The 19,112-nt window shown below is 69.7% G+C and carries 22 protein-coding genes; 10 read left to right on the top strand and 12 right to left on the bottom strand.

The window, feature by feature from the left end:
- Nucleotides 1-80 precede the first annotated feature (80 nt).
- The 4 genes from OPU70_RS11575 to OPU70_RS11560 all read left to right on the top strand — a co-directional run bounded on the left by OPU70_RS11575 (nt 81) and on the right by OPU70_RS11560 (nt 2,926).
- Nucleotides 81-854: a DNA-formamidopyrimidine glycosylase family protein gene (locus OPU70_RS11575; RefSeq protein WP_498557832.1), complete on the top strand. Its 774-nt coding sequence runs from the start codon at nt 81-83 to the stop codon at nt 852-854.
- 82 nt (nt 855-936) lie between these two features.
- Complete coding sequence (locus OPU70_RS11570) at nt 937-1,344, top strand: DapH/DapD/GlmU-related protein (protein ID WP_042540126.1); 408 nt, start codon at nt 937-939, stop codon at nt 1,342-1,344.
- 52 nt (nt 1,345-1,396) lie between these two features.
- Nucleotides 1,397-2,137 carry a LysR substrate-binding domain-containing protein gene (locus OPU70_RS11565; RefSeq protein WP_498557829.1) on the top strand — a complete coding sequence of 247 codons (741 nt, stop codon included), beginning with the start codon at nt 1,397-1,399 and terminating at the stop codon, nt 2,135-2,137.
- Nucleotides 2,138-2,203: 66 nt separating this feature from the next.
- Entirely contained in the window at nt 2,204-2,926 is a 723-nt protein-coding gene (locus OPU70_RS11560; protein ID WP_498557828.1) for a glutamine amidotransferase-related protein, read from the top strand.
- 37 nt (nt 2,927-2,963) lie between these two features.
- Here the strand turns inward: OPU70_RS11560 and OPU70_RS11555 are convergent, their stop codons facing one another.
- Both OPU70_RS11555 and OPU70_RS11550 read right to left on the bottom strand, forming a co-directional pair.
- Complete coding sequence (locus OPU70_RS11555; protein ID WP_498557827.1) at nt 2,964-3,422, bottom strand: glutaminase; 459 nt, start codon at nt 3,420-3,422, stop codon at nt 2,964-2,966.
- Nucleotides 3,419-4,633, bottom strand: a complete 1,215-nt coding sequence (locus tag OPU70_RS11550) for a cation:proton antiporter (protein WP_498557826.1) — start codon at nt 4,631-4,633, stop codon at nt 3,419-3,421. The genes OPU70_RS11555 and OPU70_RS11550 overlap by 4 nt, the downstream gene beginning before the upstream one ends.
- A gap of 84 nt (nt 4,634-4,717) precedes the next feature.
- Between OPU70_RS11550 and purU the strand changes: the two genes are divergently transcribed.
- On the top strand, nt 4,718-5,569 hold the full coding sequence (gene purU / locus OPU70_RS11545) for a formyltetrahydrofolate deformylase (RefSeq protein ID WP_498557825.1): 852 nt from the start codon (nt 4,718-4,720) through the stop codon (nt 5,567-5,569).
- 1 nt (nt 5,570) lies between these two features.
- On the opposite strand, the gene OPU70_RS11540 is transcribed toward purU, so the two are convergent.
- Nucleotides 5,571-6,617, bottom strand: a complete 1,047-nt coding sequence (locus tag OPU70_RS11540) for an NAD(P)H-dependent flavin oxidoreductase (protein ID WP_498557824.1) — start codon at nt 6,615-6,617, stop codon at nt 5,571-5,573.
- Nucleotides 6,618-6,722: 105 nt separating this feature from the next.
- Here OPU70_RS11540 and OPU70_RS11535 point away from each other — a divergent pair, with 105 nt between their 5' ends.
- Complete coding sequence (locus OPU70_RS11535) at nt 6,723-6,995, top strand: DUF6412 domain-containing protein (protein WP_042540176.1); 273 nt, start codon at nt 6,723-6,725, stop codon at nt 6,993-6,995.
- A 62-nt stretch (nt 6,996-7,057) separates the two neighbouring features.
- A complete protein-coding gene (locus OPU70_RS11530) occupies nt 7,058-7,819 on the top strand; it encodes a YidC/Oxa1 family membrane protein insertase (protein ID WP_455905441.1) in 762 nt (253 codons plus the stop codon).
- Nucleotides 7,820-7,829: 10 nt separating this feature from the next.
- Here OPU70_RS11530 and OPU70_RS11525 read toward each other — a convergent pair whose 3' ends face one another.
- The 3 genes from OPU70_RS11525 to OPU70_RS11515 form a co-directional block, all read right to left on the bottom strand.
- Entirely contained in the window at nt 7,830-8,795 is a 966-nt protein-coding gene (locus tag OPU70_RS11525; protein WP_498557823.1) for an EamA family transporter, read from the bottom strand.
- Between the two features lie 44 nt (nt 8,796-8,839).
- Entirely contained in the window at nt 8,840-9,724 is an 885-nt protein-coding gene (locus OPU70_RS11520) for an SDR family oxidoreductase (RefSeq protein ID WP_498557822.1), read from the bottom strand.
- A gap of 157 nt (nt 9,725-9,881) precedes the next feature.
- A complete protein-coding gene (locus OPU70_RS11515; RefSeq protein ID WP_056373992.1) occupies nt 9,882-10,226 on the bottom strand; it encodes a DUF7882 family protein in 345 nt (114 codons plus the stop codon).
- A 149-nt stretch (nt 10,227-10,375) separates the two neighbouring features.
- On the opposite strand from OPU70_RS11515, the gene OPU70_RS11510 reads away from it, so the two are divergent.
- Together OPU70_RS11510 and OPU70_RS11505 are read left to right on the top strand one after the other, a co-directional pair.
- Complete coding sequence (locus OPU70_RS11510) at nt 10,376-10,897, top strand: FHA domain-containing protein (protein ID WP_498557821.1); 522 nt, start codon at nt 10,376-10,378, stop codon at nt 10,895-10,897.
- On the top strand, nt 10,894-11,424 hold the full coding sequence (locus tag OPU70_RS11505; RefSeq protein ID WP_309691108.1) for a CinA family protein: 531 nt from the start codon (nt 10,894-10,896) through the stop codon (nt 11,422-11,424). The genes OPU70_RS11510 and OPU70_RS11505 overlap by 4 nt, the downstream gene beginning before the upstream one ends.
- Nucleotides 11,425-11,471: 47 nt before the next feature.
- Here OPU70_RS11505 and OPU70_RS11500 read toward each other — a convergent pair whose 3' ends face one another.
- The 6 genes from OPU70_RS11500 to OPU70_RS11475 form a co-directional block, all read right to left on the bottom strand.
- A complete protein-coding gene (locus tag OPU70_RS11500) occupies nt 11,472-12,560 on the bottom strand; it encodes an alcohol dehydrogenase catalytic domain-containing protein (protein WP_079113449.1) in 1,089 nt (362 codons plus the stop codon).
- Nucleotides 12,561-12,569: 9 nt separating this feature from the next.
- Nucleotides 12,570-13,295 carry an HAD family hydrolase gene (locus OPU70_RS11495; protein ID WP_498557820.1) on the bottom strand — a complete coding sequence of 242 codons (726 nt, stop codon included), beginning with the start codon at nt 13,293-13,295 and terminating at the stop codon, nt 12,570-12,572.
- Nucleotides 13,292-14,461 (bottom strand): TIGR03364 family FAD-dependent oxidoreductase, encoded by a 1,170-nt coding sequence (locus OPU70_RS11490; protein ID WP_498557819.1) that lies wholly within the window; start codon nt 14,459-14,461, stop codon nt 13,292-13,294. Before OPU70_RS11490 ends, OPU70_RS11495 begins: the two co-directional genes overlap by 4 nt.
- A complete protein-coding gene (gene phnE / locus OPU70_RS11485) occupies nt 14,458-16,200 on the bottom strand; it encodes a phosphonate ABC transporter, permease protein PhnE (protein ID WP_498557818.1) in 1,743 nt (580 codons plus the stop codon). Before phnE ends, OPU70_RS11490 begins: the two co-directional genes overlap by 4 nt.
- Nucleotides 16,197-17,042, bottom strand: coding sequence for a phosphonate ABC transporter ATP-binding protein (gene phnC / locus OPU70_RS11480; RefSeq protein ID WP_079114046.1), 846 nt, complete (start codon nt 17,040-17,042; stop codon nt 16,197-16,199). The genes phnE and phnC overlap by 4 nt, the downstream gene beginning before the upstream one ends.
- 137 nt (nt 17,043-17,179) lie before the next feature.
- Nucleotides 17,180-18,109 (bottom strand): phosphate/phosphite/phosphonate ABC transporter substrate-binding protein, encoded by a 930-nt coding sequence (locus tag OPU70_RS11475; protein WP_498557817.1) that lies wholly within the window; start codon nt 18,107-18,109, stop codon nt 17,180-17,182.
- Nucleotides 18,110-18,279: 170 nt separating this feature from the next.
- Between OPU70_RS11475 and OPU70_RS11470 the strand changes: the two genes are divergently transcribed.
- On the top strand, nt 18,280-19,023 hold the full coding sequence (locus OPU70_RS11470; protein WP_042540093.1) for a GntR family transcriptional regulator: 744 nt from the start codon (nt 18,280-18,282) through the stop codon (nt 19,021-19,023).
- Nucleotides 19,024-19,112: the final 89 nt, after the last annotated feature.

The raw sequence follows: 19,112 nt of genomic DNA, 5'->3' as shown, positions 1-19,112 counted from the left end.
CCGCCCGCGCCGCCCGCGCCGCCCGCGCCGGGCAGCGTCTCCGCGCCGCTTCCGCCGCCCGCCGGTTCAGGGCACGTCTGATGCCCGAGGGCGATACCGTCTTCCGCACGGCGAAACGTCTCGACGAGGCCCTGGTCGGCGCCGAGGTGGCGCGCTTCGACCTGCGCGTCCCGCGCTTCGCAACTGTCGATCTGACGGGTCAGCCGATCCTCTCCTCGATCGCTCGCGGCAAGCACCTGCTGCTGCGCATCGGCGACAGCACACTGCATTCCCATCTGCGCATGGACGGGGCCTGGCTGGTCTACCGCACAGGCGAGAAGTGGCGGCATCCGGCGTTCAAGGCGCGCGCGATCGTCGGCACCGCGCAGCGCGAGGCGGTGGGCATCGACCTGGCCGAGATCGAGGTGGTGCCGACGCGCGAAGAGGACGAGCTCGTGGGATACCTCGGGCCCGATCCCCTCGGCCCCGACTGGGATGCCGTCGAGGCCGCCAGACGCGTGAGCGCCGACTCCCGCAGCATCCACGTCGCCCTTCTCGACCAGCGCAACGTCGCGGGGTTCGGCAACGAGTACGCCGCCGAACTCCTGTTCCTGCGCGGGATCCTGCCGACCACGCCCGCCCCGGAGGTCGACGTGCCCGCGCTGCTCGACCTCGGTGTGCGCACGATCCGAGTGAACCGCGATCGTCGTCACCGGACCTTCACCGGAGTCGATCGACCCGGTCAGGGAACGTGGGTATACGGCCGTGCCGGCAAGCCATGCCGTCGCTGCGGAACGCTCATCAAGCGCGGCGAACTGGGCGCGGATCCGACCCGTGAACGCATCACCTTCTGGTGTCCCGTGTGTCAGCGATGACCCGCATCCATGCTCGGGAATGAATCCGGCACACCCGTGGTTATTGATATATCCGGAGCACTCCGGAACACGGGGAGGAATCGTGGGCAAGAACTACGTCGACATCGAGAACGACCAGGGCGCGACGCTGCGGTATCGCAAGCACGCCAACGGTCGCGGTCTCGTCGCGCATGGCGCGAAGGTCCATCCGAAGGCGCATGTTGAAGCGGGCGCCTACATCGAACCCGGCGCGCGTATCGGCGCGGGGGCGACCATCGCCCGCGGCGCGTGGATCGAACCGGATGCCGTGATCGGCGAGGGTGCGCACGTCGACGCTCACGCACACATCGGCCAGGGCGCTGCCGTCGGAGACGGCGCGCACATCGGGGTCCGCACCGAAGTCGGAGCAGGTGCTCGCATCGTCCGCGGCGCGCGCATCGGCGACGACGAGACGGTCGCCGCCGGCCTGACGGTCGCCACCGACCCGAAGGGGCTGTGGCTCGCGGCCTGATCACGGCCGCGACCCCAGACCGTCTCGCCGCGCGCCGGGTACCCTGGAGCACATGGCGACTCAGGGACGACGACCGGCAGGACGTGCCGGCAAAGGCTCGCCCGTGCGACGCAACAGGGCGGCACCGGCGCAGCGATTCCCGCCGCCCAAGCCGCCGAAGAAGACCGCCAAGGTCGTGTTCGATGCGCCGGAACGCGAGTCCGAGGAGCCGCGCACGTTCCGACTCGGACTCGTGCCCGGCGCCACACCAGGCAAGTGGATCGACGCCTGGAAGCAGCGGATGCCGCACGTGCCACTTGAACTCGTGCCGGTGGAGGTCGCCGATCAGCGCGCGGCGCTCGACGATCTCGACGCCGCGCTGGTGCGTCTGCCACTGACCGACGAGACCCTGCACGTCATCACGCTGTATGACGAGGTGCCGGTCGTGGTCGCCTCGATCGATTCGCACCTGCTCGCGGCCGACGAACTGACCATCGCCGACCTCGCAGGTGAGATCGTGATGGTCCCCACTGACGATCCCCTGGGTCCGATCGACATCCCGGGTGCCCTCGCCCCGACGTTCGCGCCGCTGACCGTCGCAGAAGCCATCCCGACCGCTGCCGCCGGAACCGGGATCGTGATCCTGCCCATGTCTCTCGCACGCGTGCACCACCGCAAGGATGTCCGCCATCGACTCCTCGTCGACGGCCCGACGTCGACGGTCGCCCTGGTCTGGCGCCGCGACCACACCACCCCTGACGTCGAGACGTTCATCGGGATCGTGCGGGGTCGCACCTCCAACTCGTCACGGTGATGCGAGCGTGACGTCCCGATGACAGCGATGACGGCGACCCCCTCCGGTCGTCGTTAGACTCTCGTGGTGGTCTCGCTTCTCTACGTCTGTGTGCGCCCCGAGCTCGGGGCGGCGGATGCCGAGCACGCCTCGTTCCGACGGGCGCTCGGCGTCGACGTCGTCGACCGCCTCGACCTGCTCACCGAGCCCCTCGACCCTGCGCGCCTCGCGCGATACGACGGAGTCGTGGTGGGCGGCTCTCCCTTCAACGTGAGCGACGCCGAGAAGTCTGCAGTGCAGCTGCGTGTCGAAGCAGATCTCGAGCGCATCGCTCGGCGGGCCATCGACGGCCGGATCGCGGCGTTCTTCACCTGCTTCAGCATCGGTGTGGTGACGCGGATGCTCGGCGGCGAGATCACGGTGGACACTCCCGAATCGGCCAGCGCCACCGTGATCGAGACGACCGAGGCCGGCGCAGCGGATCCGGTGTTCGGCCCGAGCTCTCCCGCCCTCACCGTCTTCACCGCCCATAAGGAGAGCGCCGCGGCTCTCCCGCACGGTGCGGTCCTTCTCGCCACGAACGGCACCTGCCCGGTGCAGGCGTATCGCGTCGGGACTCACCTCTACACGGCGCAGTTCCACCCGGAGCCGACCCCGAGGGACTTCGCCGACCGGATGACGTTCTACCGCACCACCGGGTACTTCGACCCCGACGAGTTCGACGAGGTGCAGGGGCAGGTGCTCGCAGCGTCGGTCACCGAGGGCGCCGCTCTGCTGCGCCGTTTCGCGCAGACGTTCGCCCCCGCCTGACTCCGAGCGGGCGAGCAGGCGAGCAGGCGAGCAGGGCTCAGCCGCGCAGCAGCTCCACCCGTTCGCGGAGGTATGCCTCGAGCGGCATCCACCCGCCGGCAGTGCTCCACCGCACCGACGGCGTTGCGTCGATCATCGCGAGCGGCCCCGATGCCCCACCCGCATCCACGGCGTCGAGGTCGATCACCGACCACCCGACGTGCACGACATCGCCCTCGTCGAATCCGCCCCGCAGAGCCAGCGCGCGACGCTCGGCGCGCTCTCGTGCGGACTCGGCCGTATAGCCGCGGCGGCCGGGGTCGGCAGCGCGCAGCACCTCTGCGGTCGCCAGGGCCTGCGTCTCGGTCAACAGCAGCACTCCGATGTGCCAGGCCGCGCCCACGCGAACGATGCGGCGTCCGCGCCACCGGGATTCCCGCTCCTCGCCGAGTCCCTCCTGCGGCAGGCCCGAGAGCGCACGCACGGCGTCGGCTATCAGCGCGGATGCCGTGGTCACAGCTCCCCCTGGGGTCGCGCGCGAACCAGCTCGGGGTCGACCAGTCGCGCCGCGTCGCCGCGGATCAGCATGCCGAACAGCGGGAAGAGCAGCACCGACAGCATCCCCGCGCCGACGAGCGCTGCGGCTGTGCCGGTGTCGATCATCTTGTGGTCCACCCCGATGGCCGTCACGGCGACGATGATGGGCAGCCCTGTGGCGGCCAGCAGCCCGAGCGCCGTGCGGTCCCTGACGCTCGCGCCGAGTGGGGCGGAGAGCTGTGCAGTGGTGCCCCGGAGCACGAGCAGCGCCACGAGGAAGAGGGGCAGCATCAGCATCGCCGAGGACGAGCCGGTGAGCGCTTGAAGGTCGAAGTTCACGCCGGTGTAGAGGAAGAAGATCGGCACGAAGAGCCCGAACGCGATGGCCTCGAGTTTCGTCTCCATCGCCGCTGCGTCCTTCTCGGGCGCGCGCGCCATGATGATGCGCCACACGGCTCCTGCGACGAAGGCGCCGAGCAGCATGTCGAGGTCGAGCATGACGCTGACACCGACCAGCGCCGCGATGAGCAGCAGCACGAAGCGCACGCCGAACTGATCGGAGGTGTGCAGCGTGGCGCGCACGAAGGCATGCAGGCGCCCATGCTGCATGCACTGGGCCATCCACACGGCGAGCCCCGCCAGAGCCACGAAGGCGAGCAGCACGGCGGTGGCGAGCGGCGTGGTGCGGGTGCTGAGGAAGAGCGAGATCGCGATCAACGGCAGGAACTCTCCCACGGCGCCGATCACGGTGACGGCACGACCGAACGGAGTGTCCGTCTCCCTCGCATCCCGCAGGATCGGCATCAGGGTGCCGAGTGCGGTGGAGCTGAGAGCGATGGCGATCACGACCATCCCCTCGCCGGGTGCGAGGAAGAAGCCGATCGCGATCCCGAGCACGACGCTGATGCTCCAGCCGATCGAGGCCCGCAGGAGCGGGCGCCCGGAGACGGCGCGGAAATCGATCTCGGATCCGGCCATGAAGAAGAGCATCGCGAGCCCGAAATCGCTGAGCTTCTCGAGGATGGGCGTCGGCTCGACCCAGCCGAGCACGGCGGGCCCCGCGAGAATCCCGAGCACGAGCTCGAACACGATGATCGGCACTCGGATGACGGGTCGGATGCCGCGCGCGAGGAGCGGCGCTGCCACCGCGAGCAGCGGGATCAGCACCAGTCCGAGATCGCCCGCGTCCACGCTCCCAGAGTAGCGACCCGGGGCGACGATTCGCCCGGTGGTCGCATCCACGGCAGAATCGATGCACACCCCCGAGGAGCCCCCATGTCTCAGCCCGACACCGCCCGCCTGCTGATCGCCTGCGACGATCAGCCCGGCATCGTCGCCGCCGTCGCCGGCGTGCTCTCCGCCCACGGAGCGAACATCATCTCCCTCGATCAGCACTCCACCGACTCCGAGGGTGGTCGGTTCTTCCAGCGCACCGTGATCCACCTCCCCGGTCTCTCGGCGGCGCGCACCGCGCTCGAGGCCGACCTCGCCCCGATCGCCGAGCGCTTCGGCATGGAGTGGTCACTGCACGACACCGCCCGCCGCAAGCGCGTCGCGATCTTCGTGTCGAAGTACGATCACTGCCTGATGGAGCTGCTGTGGCGCACGCAGCGCGGACAGCTCGACATCGACGTGACGATGGTCGTCTCGAACCACCCCGACCTCGCCGAGTCGGTGCGCACGTTCGGAGTGCCGTTCGTGCACATCCCCTCGGGCGACAAGCAGGCGATGGAGCAGCGCCAGCTCGAGATGCTCCGAGGCAACGTCGATCTCGTCGTCCTCGCCCGCTACATGCAGATCCTGAGCGATGACTTCATCACGGGTCTCGGTGCCCCCGTCATCAACATCCACCACTCGTTCCTGCCCGCCTTCATCGGGGCCAACCCGTATGCCAGGGCGAAGGATCGCGGCGTCAAGCTGATCGGGGCGACCGCTCACTACGCGACGGCCGACCTCGACGAGGGGCCGATCATCGAGCAGGACGTCACGCGGGTCACGCACTCGGAGTCCGCGGCCGAGCTGCAGCGCCGCGGCGCCGATGTCGAGCGCCTCGTGCTCGCGCGCGCCGTGCAGTGGCATGCCGAGGACCGTGTGATCGTGCACGGCCGCTCGACCGTCATCCTCTGAGTCAGGGCTTCTGCGGCACCCCGGCGACCAGCTCGGCGAAGGCCTCCGCCGCAGTGGAACAGCGGGCGAGCGGCGACCCCTGCCCCATCCAGAGGGATTGCAGCTCGCCGAGGTTCTGCTCGCCTGCCGCAGCCCGGAATCGCCCTGTGAGCCAGTTCTGCATCGGGAACGGGGCGATGGTGCCGCTCGCTTCGATCGCCCGCACCGCCCGGTTGCGAGCACCGCGGGCGAGGCGTCCGCTCATCGCCCGTGTGAGAACGGTGCCGTCGGCGGGTGTCGCGCGGATGGCGTCACGATGCGCCTGGTTCGCGGCGGACTCGACTGTCGCGAGGAAGGCCGTGCCGACCTGCACGGCCGATGCACCGAGCGCGAAAGCGGCCGCGACACCGCGCCGATCGGCGATGCCGCCGGCCGCGATCACCGGCACATCGACGGCATCCACGACCTGCGGCACGAGCGAGAAGGTGCCGACGAGCGACTCCTCGGGCGGTCGCAGGAACGACACGCGATGGCCTCCGGCCTCGAAGCCGGTCGCGATGACGGCGTCGACCCCGGCCTCGGCGAGGGCTGCGGCTTCGGCGACCGTCGTCGCTGTCGCCACCACGCGGATGCCTCGGCGATGCGCCTGTTCGATGAGGTCGCCGGAGGGGACGCCGAACACCGTGCTGAGCACGGGCGGCGCGGACTCCCAGATCGCGTCGAGCTGCTCGTCGAGCGGGGGCACGTACCGCTCGGGTCGTGCCGGCACTTCGAGGCCGACCGCGTCGTAGAACGGCTGCAGCGCCTGCGCGAACACGGTGTGCTGCGGGTTCGGCGGGACCTCGTCGCCCGTCGGCAGCCAGATGTTCACGGCGAACGGGCGCGAGGTCGCCTCCCGCAGCGACGCGACGGTCGAGCGGATGCGGTCGCCGTCGTAGCCGTACAGCCCGTAGCCGCCCAGTCCACCCGCCTCGCTGACGGCCGCGGCGAGCGCGACGGACGAGAGCCCGCCGAACGGACCGAGCAGGACGGGGTGTTCGATGCCGAGCAGCGCACGCAGATCAGTCATACATCGAGGCTATCTCCGCTCTCCTGCCCGGAGGTGAGCGCGGATCACCGATCCCCTGCTCGGATGCCGGTGATAATCTCGGCGGGAGGGATCAGAGAGGCGCACATGAGCGAGTGGTTCGGGCAGATGCTCGGCTTCGTCGCGGCCGCGCTCGGGATCGTCGCGGTGCCCGATGCCGCAGCCCTCGGTGTCGCGATCGCGCTGATCGCCCTGACGACGCTCACGATCGCCGTCGCTCTGAGCCTGGCACCGCCCTCGCCGAGCACCGCTCCGCATCCGCTGCGGGCGATCGACGTCTCGACGCTGCTCGCGCAGAGCGATCCTGATGCCGCCGGTCACCCGCGCCCTCGTGCGCCGGGAGTCGCCGTTCCCGCGTAGTCCGTCCTCGTACGGGACTGCGCGGCTTTCGCCGACCCTTCCCGACCTACGAACGGACTTCCATGGACATCTTCGCCTTCCCACCCCTGACCTTTCTGCTCGATGCGGCGTACGGCGCCCTCGCCGGGCTCTCCTCGCTGCTCGAGCCACTCGCCGGAGCATCCGCCGCAGCCCTCGCCGTGGTGCTCGTGACGCTTCTCGTCCGCGCCCTGCTGATTCCCGTGGGTGTCTCGCAGGCCAAGGCCGAGCAGACCAGGGCGCGCCTCGCGCCCCGGCTGCGCGAGCTGCAGCGTCGGCACAGGAAGAATCCCGAACGCCTGCAGAAGGAGATGCTCGAGCTCTATCGCTCGGAGAACACGTCTCCGTTCGCCGGCATGCTGCCTGTTCTCGCGCAGGCACCGGTCGTCGGCATCCTGTACACGCTGTTCATCCGCCCCGACATCGCGGCGCACGCCAACGACCTGCTCACGCACGACCTGTTCGGTGCGCCGCTGGGAACGAGCCTCGTCTCGGCCGTCTTCGGCGGCACGGCGACACCCGAGACGCTGCTGGTGTTCGGCGCCCTGATCGCCGTGATGATCGCGGTGGCCGAGATCACGCGGCGAGTCTTCCGGCCGGCGCCGGTCGACGATGATTCGCCGCTGAACTCGCCGACGATGCAGAGAGTGACGAGCGCTCTGCACTATCTGACAGCAGTGTTCGCCGTGTTCGTGCCGTTGGCGGCCGCGCTCTACCTCACGGTCACCGTCGTCTGGACTCTGGTGCAGCGCATGCTGCTGCGGCGTCGCTATCCCCTGCCCGTGCCGGCCGGGGTCAGCGTCTGACGTTCGGCACTCACTCCGGCAGCGGGATCGGCGCCGTGAACGGCCCGGTCTCGTCGCCGCGGCCCTCATCGTCCGCGCCGGTGTCGTCTCGTGCGGCGGCGTCGGCGCGGCGGCGCTGTCGCCGCACGCCGAGCGTCGTGCCGACGCTCGCTGCGACGACGAGGGCGATCGCGAGCATCCTCAGCGGAGTGGCGGACTGGCCGAGGATCAGCCACCCGGCGAGTGTCGCGAACGCGGGTTCGAGGCTCAGCAGCACTCCGAACACGCGCTGCGGCAGGCGACGGAGCGCCGCGAGCTCGAAGCTGTAGGGGATCACCGACGACAGCACGGCCGTGACCGCGGCGAGCAGCAGCAGCTGCATGTCGCCCGAGACGGTGACGGCCGCCGGCACTCCGACCGGGATCAGCAGCACCGCCGCCACGACGAGCCCGACCGCGAGCCCGCTCGTGCCGGGGATGACGGCGCCGACTCGGGCGCTCATGCGGATGTACATGGCCCAGAAGGCCGCGGCGATCAGGATGAAGACGACACCGAGAGGGTCGAGCGGCTCGGCGCCGATCAGTCCGTCGACGCCGAGCAGCACCATGCCGAGCAGCGCGACGCCCACCCAGGCGGCGTCGGCGAGGCGTCGGGTCAGCGCGGCCGCCAGCACCAGTGGCCCGAGGAACTCGATCGCGACGGCGGGGCCGAGCGGGATCCGGTCGATGGCCGCGTAGAAGAAGCCGTTCATCGCCGCCAGCGAGACTCCGAACAGCACGGCAGCCAGCCACTGCACTCTCGTCCAGCGCACCGGCCGCGGGCGCACGATGACCACCAGCAGCAGCGCCGCGATCGCGACGCGCAGAGAGGTCACGCCCCACGGGCCGAGCACCGGGAACAGCTGTGCCGCGACAGCGGCCCCGAACGGCAACGACAGGCAGGAGCAGACGACCAGTGCGACGCCCACGAGCGGGCGGGACGACGCGGACTGCTTCACCCCGCCAGCCTACGGCGCAGGGAGGCGGCGGCGAACGCCGGCGATCAGAGGTGCTTGCCGCCGGTGACGGCGAGCACCGCGCCGGACGTGTACGACGACTCCGCCGAGGCGAGGTAGACGTATGCGCCGGCGAGCTCGGCCGGCTGTCCCGCCCGGCCGAGAGGCGTGTCGGAGCCGAAGGTCTTCACCCGCTCATCGCTCCATCCGGTGGCCGGGATGAGCGGCGTCCAGATGGGTCCGGGGGCGACCGCGTTCACGCGGATGCCTCGTTCTCCAGCCTCTTCGGCGAGCGCCTTGACGAATGCGACCTGTGCAGCCTTCGTCATCGCGTAGTCGATGAGGTTGGGCGAGGGCTCGAACGCCTGCACGGACGCCGTCACGATGATGCTCGACCCCGGCTCCAGATGCGGATACGCGGCCCTGGCCGAGTACAGCAGTCCGAACAGGTTCGTCTCGAACACGCGACGCAGCTTGTCGGTCTCGAGATTCTCGAAGCCGTCGATGTCGTGCTGGTAGGCGGCGTTGAGCACCAGGATGTCCAGCCCGCCGAGGCCGCTCCTCGTCTCGGAGACCACCTCCGTCGCGAAGGCCTCGTCCCGCAGATCTCCGGCGAGGCTGAGCCCCTGCCTGCCTTCGGCACGGATGAGCTCGATCGTGTCGTCGGCATCCGACTGCTCCTCCGGCATGTGCACGATCGCCACGTCCGCGCCCTCCCGCGCGAAGGCGATGGCGACGGCCCTACCGATTCCGGAGTCGCCGCCCGTGATCAGGGCTCGACGGCCCTCGAGCCGCGCGTGACCGACGTATGACTGCTCACCGTGGTCGGGAACCGGCCGCATCTGATCGGTCAGCCCCGGCTGGTCCTGCTGCTGCCCCGGGAACTCCTCCTGGCGATGCTGGCTGCGGGGGTCGGGCGTGCTGTCGGCCATGGTGTCTCCTCTTCCTCGCGACCCGCGACCACCGTTCGTGGCGCGAGTCGGGCGTCAACCGAGCCTCGTGGCCTCTCGACGCCCTCGGCAGGGGGTTGACAATCGGCACCACGATCCAGGGCCGGGGCGCGGAGGCGGAGCGGGTTCCTCGACGCGCTCAGGCCGCGGGAGCGGACGGCTCGTCGTCGCCCGTGGAGACGGAAGCCTCCTGCGGCTCGGGAACCAGATAGAGACCGCTCGGAGCGTTGGCCGTGAAGGCGAGCGCTTCGATCCAGGCCCGGTTGACCGACGGCTGCCGGCTGCCGAAGTACTTGAAGACGAGCGAGCTGCCCGGCTGAACCCATACGGTCGTGCGGCCGCCTCCGACGCTGGCGTCTTCACGCCAGCTGAAGGGGAAGGGCTCCGCGCGGCGCAGCTTGGCGGTCATCACGAGCTGCAGATGGGTGAGGGCGCGATCCTCGATCTCGGTCTTCACGTTGCCCTCGTAGATGAACTTGCCCATGCCGCGTCTCCTCAGGTGTCCGGGTCTTCGCCTTGCAGTTTATGGGAATCTCCAGCCCGGCTGCGTCGATGAAACCGCCGCCGAAGTCAACCCCCTGCGCTCGGATTCCTCCCCCGCATATCCTGTGAGGGACCGCGAGGAGACCCACCATGAACGCACGACACATCGACGACCGTTCCGACGAGGGCTACACCCCCACGACCACTCACGCCGAGTTCGGCGAAGGCAACCCCCGTCTGCGGGTGACCCGCGACGGCGAGCGCACGGAGTTCGCCCTCGAGGTCGACGTGGTGCGCATCGGCTCGGCCGCCGACAACGAGCTGCGGCTCGAGGGCGCCGACCCCGTGCACGCGACGATCACGCACGACGACCGCGACGAGTACGTGCTCGAGCTGCACGGCGAGGGCGAGATGAACAGCAACCCCGACGCCACCGCCACGCACCCGGGCGACCGGTCGCAGACACTGCGCACGGGCGCGCGCTTCACTGTCGGAGAGTGGGAGCTCGTCTACGCACGCGACGAGTTCGCCGACCATGGTCGTCCCTTCGGCGGACGCCTCGGCGGCGAGTACTCCGACCAGCCGCTGCAGCCCCCGCGGCCCGACTACTCCGACGAGGCGAACATCGAGTCGGACGCGCCGACGCCCGCCGACTCCGCTGAGGAGAAGTGACGGCGGAGCAGCCGTCGCTGGATCGTCTGAGCGAGGTCGCCGCTGAGCGCGGGCTGCGCATCTGCGTCGTCGAGTCTCTGACCTCGGGGCGGCTGGCGAGCACGATCGGCGCGGGCGACGACGCGGGCGACTGGTTCGCCGGCGGCATCGTCGCCTACCTCACCGATGTCAAAGAGAGCCTGCTCGGCCTCACGCCGGGAACCGACCCGTGCTCGGCCGAGTGCGCCGAGCAACTCGCCGAGAGCGCGCGACGGCTCTTCGACGCCGACGTCTGCATCTCCACCACGGGCGTCGGGGGCCCGGAGCCCGAGGGTGGGCACGACCCCGGAACCGTCTTCATCGGGTGGGCGACCGACGACGGAGTCGGCCATCGGATGCTGGCGCTCACCGGCGATCCGCACGAGGTGCTCGACGAGACGGTCGACACCGCGATCCGACTGCTCGCCTTCCATGCCGAGGGCATCAGGCCTGCCGGTCCTCGGCGATCAGGCGCGGCGTCGACTGAGCTGAACGGGCCGGCCGACTGAGAGCCCTGCGCTCTCCACCGTGCACTCTCCGCCGGATCCGCTGAGGTTCATCGCCCAGGCACGAGTCCGATGCGCAGCGGCGCACCGGGAGCGGATGCCGCGGCTATCGCCTCGTCGATGGCTGCGAGCTGCCGCACCTCGCCGACCGCATCCGCAAACGGGTAGGCGCGTCCTCGTCCGGCGAGGAATCCGACGGCCTCGGCCAGCTCGGCTCCGGTGTAGTTGTGCACCCCGGTGACGGTCACCAGTCGACGCACGATGCTCTCGGCGTCGAGCGGCACAGGCTCGGCAGGGAAGACGCTTCCGACGAGCACGACCGTGCCCCCGGTGCCCACGCCGGCGACCGCGTCTGACACGGCATGCCCCGAGGCCTCGATCACGATGTCCGGGTCACGATCGATCCGGCCGGCACCGAACCGTGCGGCGAGCGCCAGCCGTGCGGGTGCGGGGTCGAGCACCTCGACCGTCGCGCCGTGCTCCACGGCGATCGCGGCAGCCGAGAGCCCGACGAGTCCGGCTCCGTGGATGCGCACGGCCGCGCCCTCGAGGTCATGGTCGCGCGCTGCCCTGGCCACGGCGGCCCAGGCGGTCGCGGTCGCGCACGATGCCGGCGCGAGCACCGAGGCCGGCAGCGACTCGGGCACCCGCACGATCGCGGTGCCCGCTCGCACCTGGACGTGCGTGCCGAAGGCTCCGCTGAGATCGCCGTGCACGCCGATGCGATCATGGCCGTACTTGCCCAGCGTGCGGCACTTCTGCGGCACGCCCCGCGTGCACCGGTCGCAGGTGCCGCACGAGATCGTGACCGACCAGACCACCCGATCGCCGATGCGCACCGGGGTGCCGTCGACCGCGACAGCCCCGGCATCGCCCATGGCGATCACGCGTCCGACGCTCTCATGGCCGAGCACCAGGGGCACCGGAGCCGATCGCCGCCCCTGCACGGTGTGCACGTCGGACCCGCAGATCGTCGACATCTCGACCGCGACCAGCACGTCGTTCTCGCCGAGAGCGACACCGGGCACCGCGATGGTCTCGTGCGGGTGGCCTTCGCCGATCCACACCATCGCTGTGGCTGCGGGGCGCAGAGCGACGTCGCGGCGATGGCCGGGAGGTCGGACAAGCAGAGTTCCCATGAGGGCCACTCAGACGGTGGGCACGAGCGGAAGCAGCCCGCGCTCGGCCAGCGCGCTGTGGAGATGCGTGACGTCTGCGAGCACGGCGTCGGCACCGGCGAGTTCGAGGGCACTCGAGTCGTGGGCGCCCGTGAGCACGCCGGCGACGAAGCCGGCACCGGCGCGGCGCCCTGATTCGACATCGCTGACGGTGTCTCCCGCGACGGCGACCGACGCGACCGACGAGGTCTCCGTGCGGATCAGCGCGGTGAGCACGAGGTCGGGCGCAGGGCGCCCTCGTCCGGCGTCGACGGGCGAGAGCGCCAGGTCGACGAGGCCGTTCCATCCGAGACCGTCGATCAGCGCGTCGCGGGTGACCGGAGCGAACCCGGTCGTGAGCACGACGGTCAGACCCGCATCCTTCAGACTCCGGATCGCATCCGCCGCCCCGGGGATCTCGGCGACCCCCTGTTCCGCCACGATCTCGGCATAGGCACCCTCGAACTCCGCCGTCGCCCGTTCGGCTGCGGCCCTGTCGCCGCCCGCGAGATGCGTGAAGACGTCGATCTTGGACTGGCCCATGGTCGCGCGCACATGGGCCAGCGCGTCGTCCCACGGCATCCGATCTGCGACTCCGGTGCGCTCGGCGGCGCGCTGGAACGCGGTCTCGACGACGCCGTCGTCGAGCACGGTCGTGCCTGCCATGTCGAGCACGACGAGTTCGAGTGCCGGAGGTGCGGAGAGGTGCGTGGTCATGAGGTTCCTTCCATTGAGGGTGCCCACCCGAAGGCGGCGGTGAGATTCTCTTCGGCGAGCCCCAGACCCGTGGTCATTCCGATGCCGGTGGTCGCGGCGAGCACCAGCACCCCCTCCTCGACCCTGTCGATGAGGAATTCGTGCTGCGCCTTGGCGTAGACGCCCTGCCAGCGCTCGAGCACCCGCGGTGCGGGCATGTCGAACAGCGCCTCCGCCTCGGCGAGGAACGCGGCGAACGCCGCCTCCGGCTGGAACGGCCCGGGCGCACTCGACGTGGTGTGCGAGTCGCCGATGATGAGCGTGCCGTCCGGCAACTGGGTGTACATCTGATTGAGGTCGAGTGCCGCGAGGTCGGGGCGCTCGGAGTGCAGTCGCTCACGGAGGGCACCGGCCGCCGCACCGTCGGCGAAGCGTCCGTACCGCACGAGCGACCATCCGGTCAGCAGCGGGGCAGCGAGCGGATGCGGCAGCGTCACCGCCGCTCGCATCATGTCGAGCGCGCACCGCTCGACACCGGCGCGTGCGGCCACCTCGGGCAGCAGCTGGTCGACGTCGTGATTGACCGCGACGACCACCGCGCCGGCCGTGATGGCGCCTCTCGTCGTCTCGACGCGTCGCCCGGCGACCGAGGTCACCGCTGTGCGGAAGCGGAAGTCGACTCCCTGCGCGGCGAGGTGTCGCACGATCGCGGCCGCGGCGGTGCGCGGATCGGTCTGCAGGTCGGTCTCGATGTGCGCCCCGCCGACGAGCCCCTCGGCACGGAGCGGGGCGAGACGCAGCAGCTCGTCCGTCTCCAGCATCCGGATGCCGCCGTCGGCCGCCGCCTGCTCGAGCACCGCGATCTCGTCTGCGTGACGGGCGGCGACCAGCGTGCCGGATTCGCGCAGCCAGAAGTCCGCGTCGTGAGCGAGGCGCAGCCACAGGTCGCGAGACAGGTCGGCATAGCGGCGAGCCTCGCCGGTCTGTGCGCCGATGCAGAGATGGCCGAAGTTGCGGATCGTCGCCCCGACAGGGGCATCCGCCCTGTCGACGACGATCACCGTGAGGCCCCGCCGAACAGCGGCGTAGGCCGCGCCGAGGCCGATGATCCCCGAACCCACGACGACGAGATCCGCGCTGCGCTGAGCGCCTTTGTGCTGAGTCGCGCTGTGCTGAGTGCCGTTCATCGGAACACCTTCCGCATCCACATCGCGAGTCCTTCGACGACGAGCACCGTGACGAGGATCATCAGCACGATCGCGGTGACCGTCTCGTAGCGAGAGCCCTGGCTGGCGTTGAGCAGGTAGTAGCCCACTCCGCCGCCGCCGACGATGCCGAGGATCGTCGCCGCACGGATGTTCGTGTCGAGCATGTAGAAGCTGTGTCCGATGAGCGCCTGCATCCCCTGCGGCACTGTCGCCGAGGTGTAGGTCTGCAGACGAGTGGCGCCGACCGCGCGAAGCGCCCGCTCGGGGCCTCGGTCGACCTCCTCGAGGGAGTCGGCGATCAGTTTGCCGAGCAGTCCGATGCCGCCGATGGCGAGTGCGATGACTCCCGCCTGCGCACCGAGCCCGGTGATCACGACGAGCACGATCGCGAGGATCAGCTCGGGGATGCCGCGGATGCCGACGAGCAGGAATCGTGCGACGCCGCGCGCGCCAGGGCCGGGTGCGACGTTGCTGGCCGCGAGCGAGCCGAGGATCAGAGAAGGCAGCAGGGTGAGCACGGTCGCTGCGAGTGCGATCGCGATCGTGTCGCGCATGGCGGCGATCATCGCCGACGCCTCGTAGCTTCCGAACGACGGCGGCCAGAACTTCGCGGCGACCTCGGGGAGCTTGGCCCAGAAGGTGAAGAAGTCGAGCCAGTTGATCTGGCTGACGACGACGCTGCCGATCACGACGAGCACCGCGACGATGATGCCGCTCGTGTTGCGCACGCGCTCTGCCGTCCACGGTCGTCGCACCGCGGTCTGAGGGCTTGCCGCCCATGCAGGTCGTGCGGTCCCCGTCGAACTCGCGCTCGACGAGCCGCGCAGTCGAGGGTGGATGATGCGGTCGATCCACGACCGGGTCTGCCTCTGCTGTCCGAGCATCGCCCCGCGCACCAGGCTCGAGACGATCTCCATCGCGACGCACAGGATGAAGATGACCAGCGCGATGCCCAGGCCTTTGCCGTAGTTCAGCGACTTGAACGCGTACGACATCTCGAGCCCGAGGCCCGCCACACCCACGTAGCCGAGCACGACGCTGCCGCGCAGGTTGATGTCGTTGCGATGCAGCACCGTCGCGACCCAACTCGGCAATACCTGGGGAAGGATCCCCGAGGCGAACTCCTGCATCTTCGATCCGCCGGCGGCGCGGATCGCAAGCCGGGGACCCTCGTCGATCTGCTCGATCGCATCGGCGAACATCTTCGAGATCATGCCGATCGAGTGGATGCCGATGGCGAGGATGCCGGGGAGGGTGCCGAGCGAGAACATGAGCACGAACGCCATGGCGAGCACGACATCCGGCAGCGCGCGGGTGAGCACTCCCACGAATCGGGCCGCGGCCCGCCATCCGTTGCCCGGGGTCGTGTTCGAGGCTGCGAGGTATGCGATCGGCACCGAGAGCACGGCGGCGAGCAGCGTGCCGACGAGCACGAGCCCCACAGTGAGGGCGATCAGCCATGCGAGGTCGGCCGGCTCGGGGAACGAGAGTCCGCCGACGCGGGCCACGAAGTTCTCGGCATTGCCCCAGCTCTGCACCATCGCCGGGATCGAGATGCCGACCTCTTCGACCGCGAGGATGCCGAGCACCAGGAGAGCCACCAGGGTGAGCCCGGCGGCGATGCGCTCGGCCGAGAGCGGGCGTCGGGGTGCGCGGTCGGAGACGGTGGAGTGCCCTGGGGCCGCGGAGGACGAGGGGGCGTCCGAGAGCACGGTCATGAGACCCGGGCCGTGTCGATGTCGGCGATGTCGACCGCGATCTCGGTGAGCTCGTTCTGGACGGCGCGGATCTCAGCCGTGGTCGTGGCGACGCGGCCGTAGATCTCCATGACCTCGGCCTTGGTGAGGTCGCCGGTCGGTGTGTCGAGCACGATCTCACCGTGGCGCAGGCCGACGATGCGGTCGGCCCACGAGATCGCGAGGTCGACCTGGTGCAGGCTGCAGACGACGGTGAGGCCCTCGTCGGCGGCGATCTCGCGGATCAGCGCCATGACCTGATCGCTCGACTCGGGGTCGAGCGAGGCGACGGGCTCGTCGGCGAGAAGGATGTCGGGCTTCTGCATCAGGGCGCGGGCGATGGCGACGCGCTGCTGCTGGCCGCCCGAGAGGGTGTCGCTGCGCTGATAGGCGCGATCGAGGAGTCCGACGCGGTCGAGGTGTTCGAGGGCGCGCAGCTTCGCCGCCTTCGAATAGCCCCAGAGCCCGAGGCGCGGTCCGCGGACCTCCGACAGCGATCCGGTGAGCACGTTCTCGAGCACGGTGAGCGAGGGCACGAGCTCGAACTGCTGGAAGATGAATCCCACCCGACTGCGCAGGCGGCGGAGCGCCTTGCCCTTCAGAGTCGGCACCGGGGAACCGAGCACCTCGATGTCGCCCGAGGTCGGGACCTCGAGCCCGTCGACGTGTCGCAGGAGCGTGGACTTGCCCGAGCCCGAGAGGCCCAGCAGCACGACGATCTCGCCGCGAGACACCTGCAGAGACGCGTTCTTGAGCGCCGTCGTCGTGCCGAAGGTCTTCGTCACGCCGTTCAGGCGGATGAGGGCATCGGATGCCGTGTTCATGTCAGTTCTCCTCGTGAATCTCTGAAGCTCGTCGGCAGAGGTGGCGAGCGAGACGAAGCGCATCGACCTCAGCGCGTCTCGTCTCGCTCGCCGTGACCTCCCGCTCGACGAGCGGGAGCGAAGCGGATGTCAGGGTGTCAGCCCTGGCACTGCTCCGCTTCGGTCTCCTTGCAGATGTCGCGGATGAGGTCGTAGTACGCGTCGTCGACCGGCTTCGTGGCGAAGAAGACGCTGCGGAACGAGTCGGTGTCGGCGCTGTCGATGCCGGCGGCGATGATGTCGTCGATCGTGATCTCCGAGAGGCCGTCGATGAGCTTCTGGGCGACGTCGTCGGGAAGCGTCGACGAGTAGACGAGCGGGGCACCGGGCACCATGGTCTCGTCGATGACCTTGACGGCATCCGACTTCTCGACCTCGGAGTCCTCGGCGAAGCCGACCTCGCACTCGACCCCCTCGCCGACCTTCTGCACGCTCACGTCGTGCTTGCCCGCGAAGACCGGAGTGATGTCGGTCTTCGGGTCGATGCCCGCCTCGATGAGGTTGTACGAGGGGAAGAGGTATCCGGACGTGGACGACGGGTCGACGAAGCAGACCTTCTTGCCCGCGAAGTCGTCGATGCTCGAGATGTCGCTGTCAGCGGGGACGATCGCCTGTGAGAAGTAGCCGGGCTCCTGGCCCTCCTCCGTGACGATCGACGAGATCGGGGTGAGCTTCGCACCGTTGTTGGTGGCGGTGACGTAGGTGAATCCCGAGAAGGAGGCGACGTCGACCTTGCCGGCGACAGCGGCCTCGATGAGCGCGGCGTAGTCGGTCGACTCGTGGTACTCGACCGACTTGCCGGTGATCTCGGCGATGTAGTCCATCAGCGGCTGGTAGTTCGTCTCGGTGTCGACCGAGTCGGGCACGACGCCGAAGACGAGCGTGTTCTCGTCGACTGCGAAGCCGCTCGCGGTCGACGATGCCTCGGCATCGGACGCGCCGGTGGCCTCGGCGGTGCCGGAACAGGCGGCGAGGCCGAGCGCGAGGATCGCGGCGCCGGCGAGTACGGGGAGAGCGCGGAGCTTCATGAGGACCTTTCAGAGTGGGAGGGGGTGATCCACGAGCAACTCTGACAGGGCGCGGGCCGAGATATATACCTAACTTGCAAGAGTTCAAGGTTCGTTCACCCGGGCTTTCCTGGGATGAACACAGACAGAACGCTCGACCTCCCTGTGATGTCACCAAGTAGTATGCCTATGTGGCCGAAGCTGTATACACCCAGATCGCAGACGACCTGCGCGCCCAGATCGCGGCCGGCTCTCTGCGCCCCGGGGATGACGTGCCCACCGAGTCGGAGCTCGCCGAACGCTGGCGCACGTCTCGTGGTCCCATCCGGAACGCCCTGGCTGCGCTGCGCAGCGAGGGCCTGATCGAGACCGGAAGAGGCCGCCCCGCTCGGGTCGTCTCCCGCAAGGCGAGTCAGGCCGTCGACGTGTCGGTGCCGTTCACCCGCTGGGCTCGCGATCTCGGCGTGACCCCCGGCGCCCAGACGCAGGAGCTGAGTCTTCGCCGGGCAGGTGACCGCGCCGAGCTTCTCGGGGTCTCCCCCGATGACACGATCGTCGGCGTCGTGCGACTCCGACTGCTCGACGGGCGACCGACGATGCTCGAGCGCCTCTTCTACACCGAGGCCGTCGGGCGCCGGCTGTTCGACGTCGACACCGACGAGATCTCGATCACCGAATACCTGGGGTCAGTCGGACACCCGATCGTCGGCCTCGAGCACCAGATCGACGCGGTGGCGGCCGATGACCAGGATGCCGCGCTCCTGCGGGTGCCGCAGGGAACGCCGATCCTCCGGCTCAGCCGCATCTCCCGCGATGCGAGCGGACGCATCTTCGAAGCATCGGAGGACCGCTATCTCAGCGAGGTGGTGCGGTTCACCGTCGCAGCGTCGGGAATATCGACAGACGGGCACTACATGCGTGCAGTCGGCGGCTAGGAGCCAGCAGGTCGGTTTCGATTCCTCGAGGGAAGAAGCCGATCGCGAGCGCGCTGGGGATCAGATTCCAGAGATCGCGCTCGCGATCA

It is taken from the genome of Microbacterium sp. SWDP-B6 (genome assembly GCF_059803615.1).
Note: the sequence above shows the minus strand (reverse complement) of the source record. Positions and strands in the feature narration are given on the sequence as shown.

Coding starts and splice junctions, on each gene's coding strand:
- OPU70_RS11575 (WP_498557832.1), top strand. CDS start 81: ATGCCCGAGGGCGATACCGTCTTCCGCACGGCGAAACGTCTCGACGAG.
- OPU70_RS11565 (WP_498557829.1), top strand. CDS start 1,397: ATGGCGACTCAGGGACGACGACCGGCAGGACGTGCCGGCAAAGGCTCG.
- purU (WP_498557825.1), top strand. CDS start 4,718: ATGTCTCAGCCCGACACCGCCCGCCTGCTGATCGCCTGCGACGATCAG.
- OPU70_RS11540 (WP_498557824.1), bottom strand. CDS start 6,617: ATGACTGATCTGCGTGCGCTGCTCGGCATCGAACACCCCGTCCTGCTC.
- OPU70_RS11535 (WP_042540176.1), top strand. CDS start 6,723: ATGAGCGAGTGGTTCGGGCAGATGCTCGGCTTCGTCGCGGCCGCGCTC.
- OPU70_RS11530 (WP_455905441.1), top strand. CDS start 7,058: ATGGACATCTTCGCCTTCCCACCCCTGACCTTTCTGCTCGATGCGGCG.
- OPU70_RS11520 (WP_498557822.1), bottom strand. CDS start 9,724: ATGGCCGACAGCACGCCCGACCCCCGCAGCCAGCATCGCCAGGAGGAG.
- OPU70_RS11515 (WP_056373992.1), bottom strand. CDS start 10,226: ATGGGCAAGTTCATCTACGAGGGCAACGTGAAGACCGAGATCGAGGAT.
- OPU70_RS11510 (WP_498557821.1), top strand. CDS start 10,376: ATGAACGCACGACACATCGACGACCGTTCCGACGAGGGCTACACCCCC.
- OPU70_RS11500 (WP_079113449.1), bottom strand. CDS start 12,560: ATGGGAACTCTGCTTGTCCGACCTCCCGGCCATCGCCGCGACGTCGCT.
- OPU70_RS11495 (WP_498557820.1), bottom strand. CDS start 13,295: ATGACCACGCACCTCTCCGCACCTCCGGCACTCGAACTCGTCGTGCTC.
- OPU70_RS11490 (WP_498557819.1), bottom strand. CDS start 14,461: ATGAACGGCACTCAGCACAGCGCGACTCAGCACAAAGGCGCTCAGCGC.
- phnE (WP_498557818.1), bottom strand. CDS start 16,200: ATGACCGTGCTCTCGGACGCCCCCTCGTCCTCCGCGGCCCCAGGGCAC.
- phnC (WP_079114046.1), bottom strand. CDS start 17,042: ATGAACACGGCATCCGATGCCCTCATCCGCCTGAACGGCGTGACGAAG.
- OPU70_RS11475 (WP_498557817.1), bottom strand. CDS start 18,109: ATGAAGCTCCGCGCTCTCCCCGTACTCGCCGGCGCCGCGATCCTCGCG.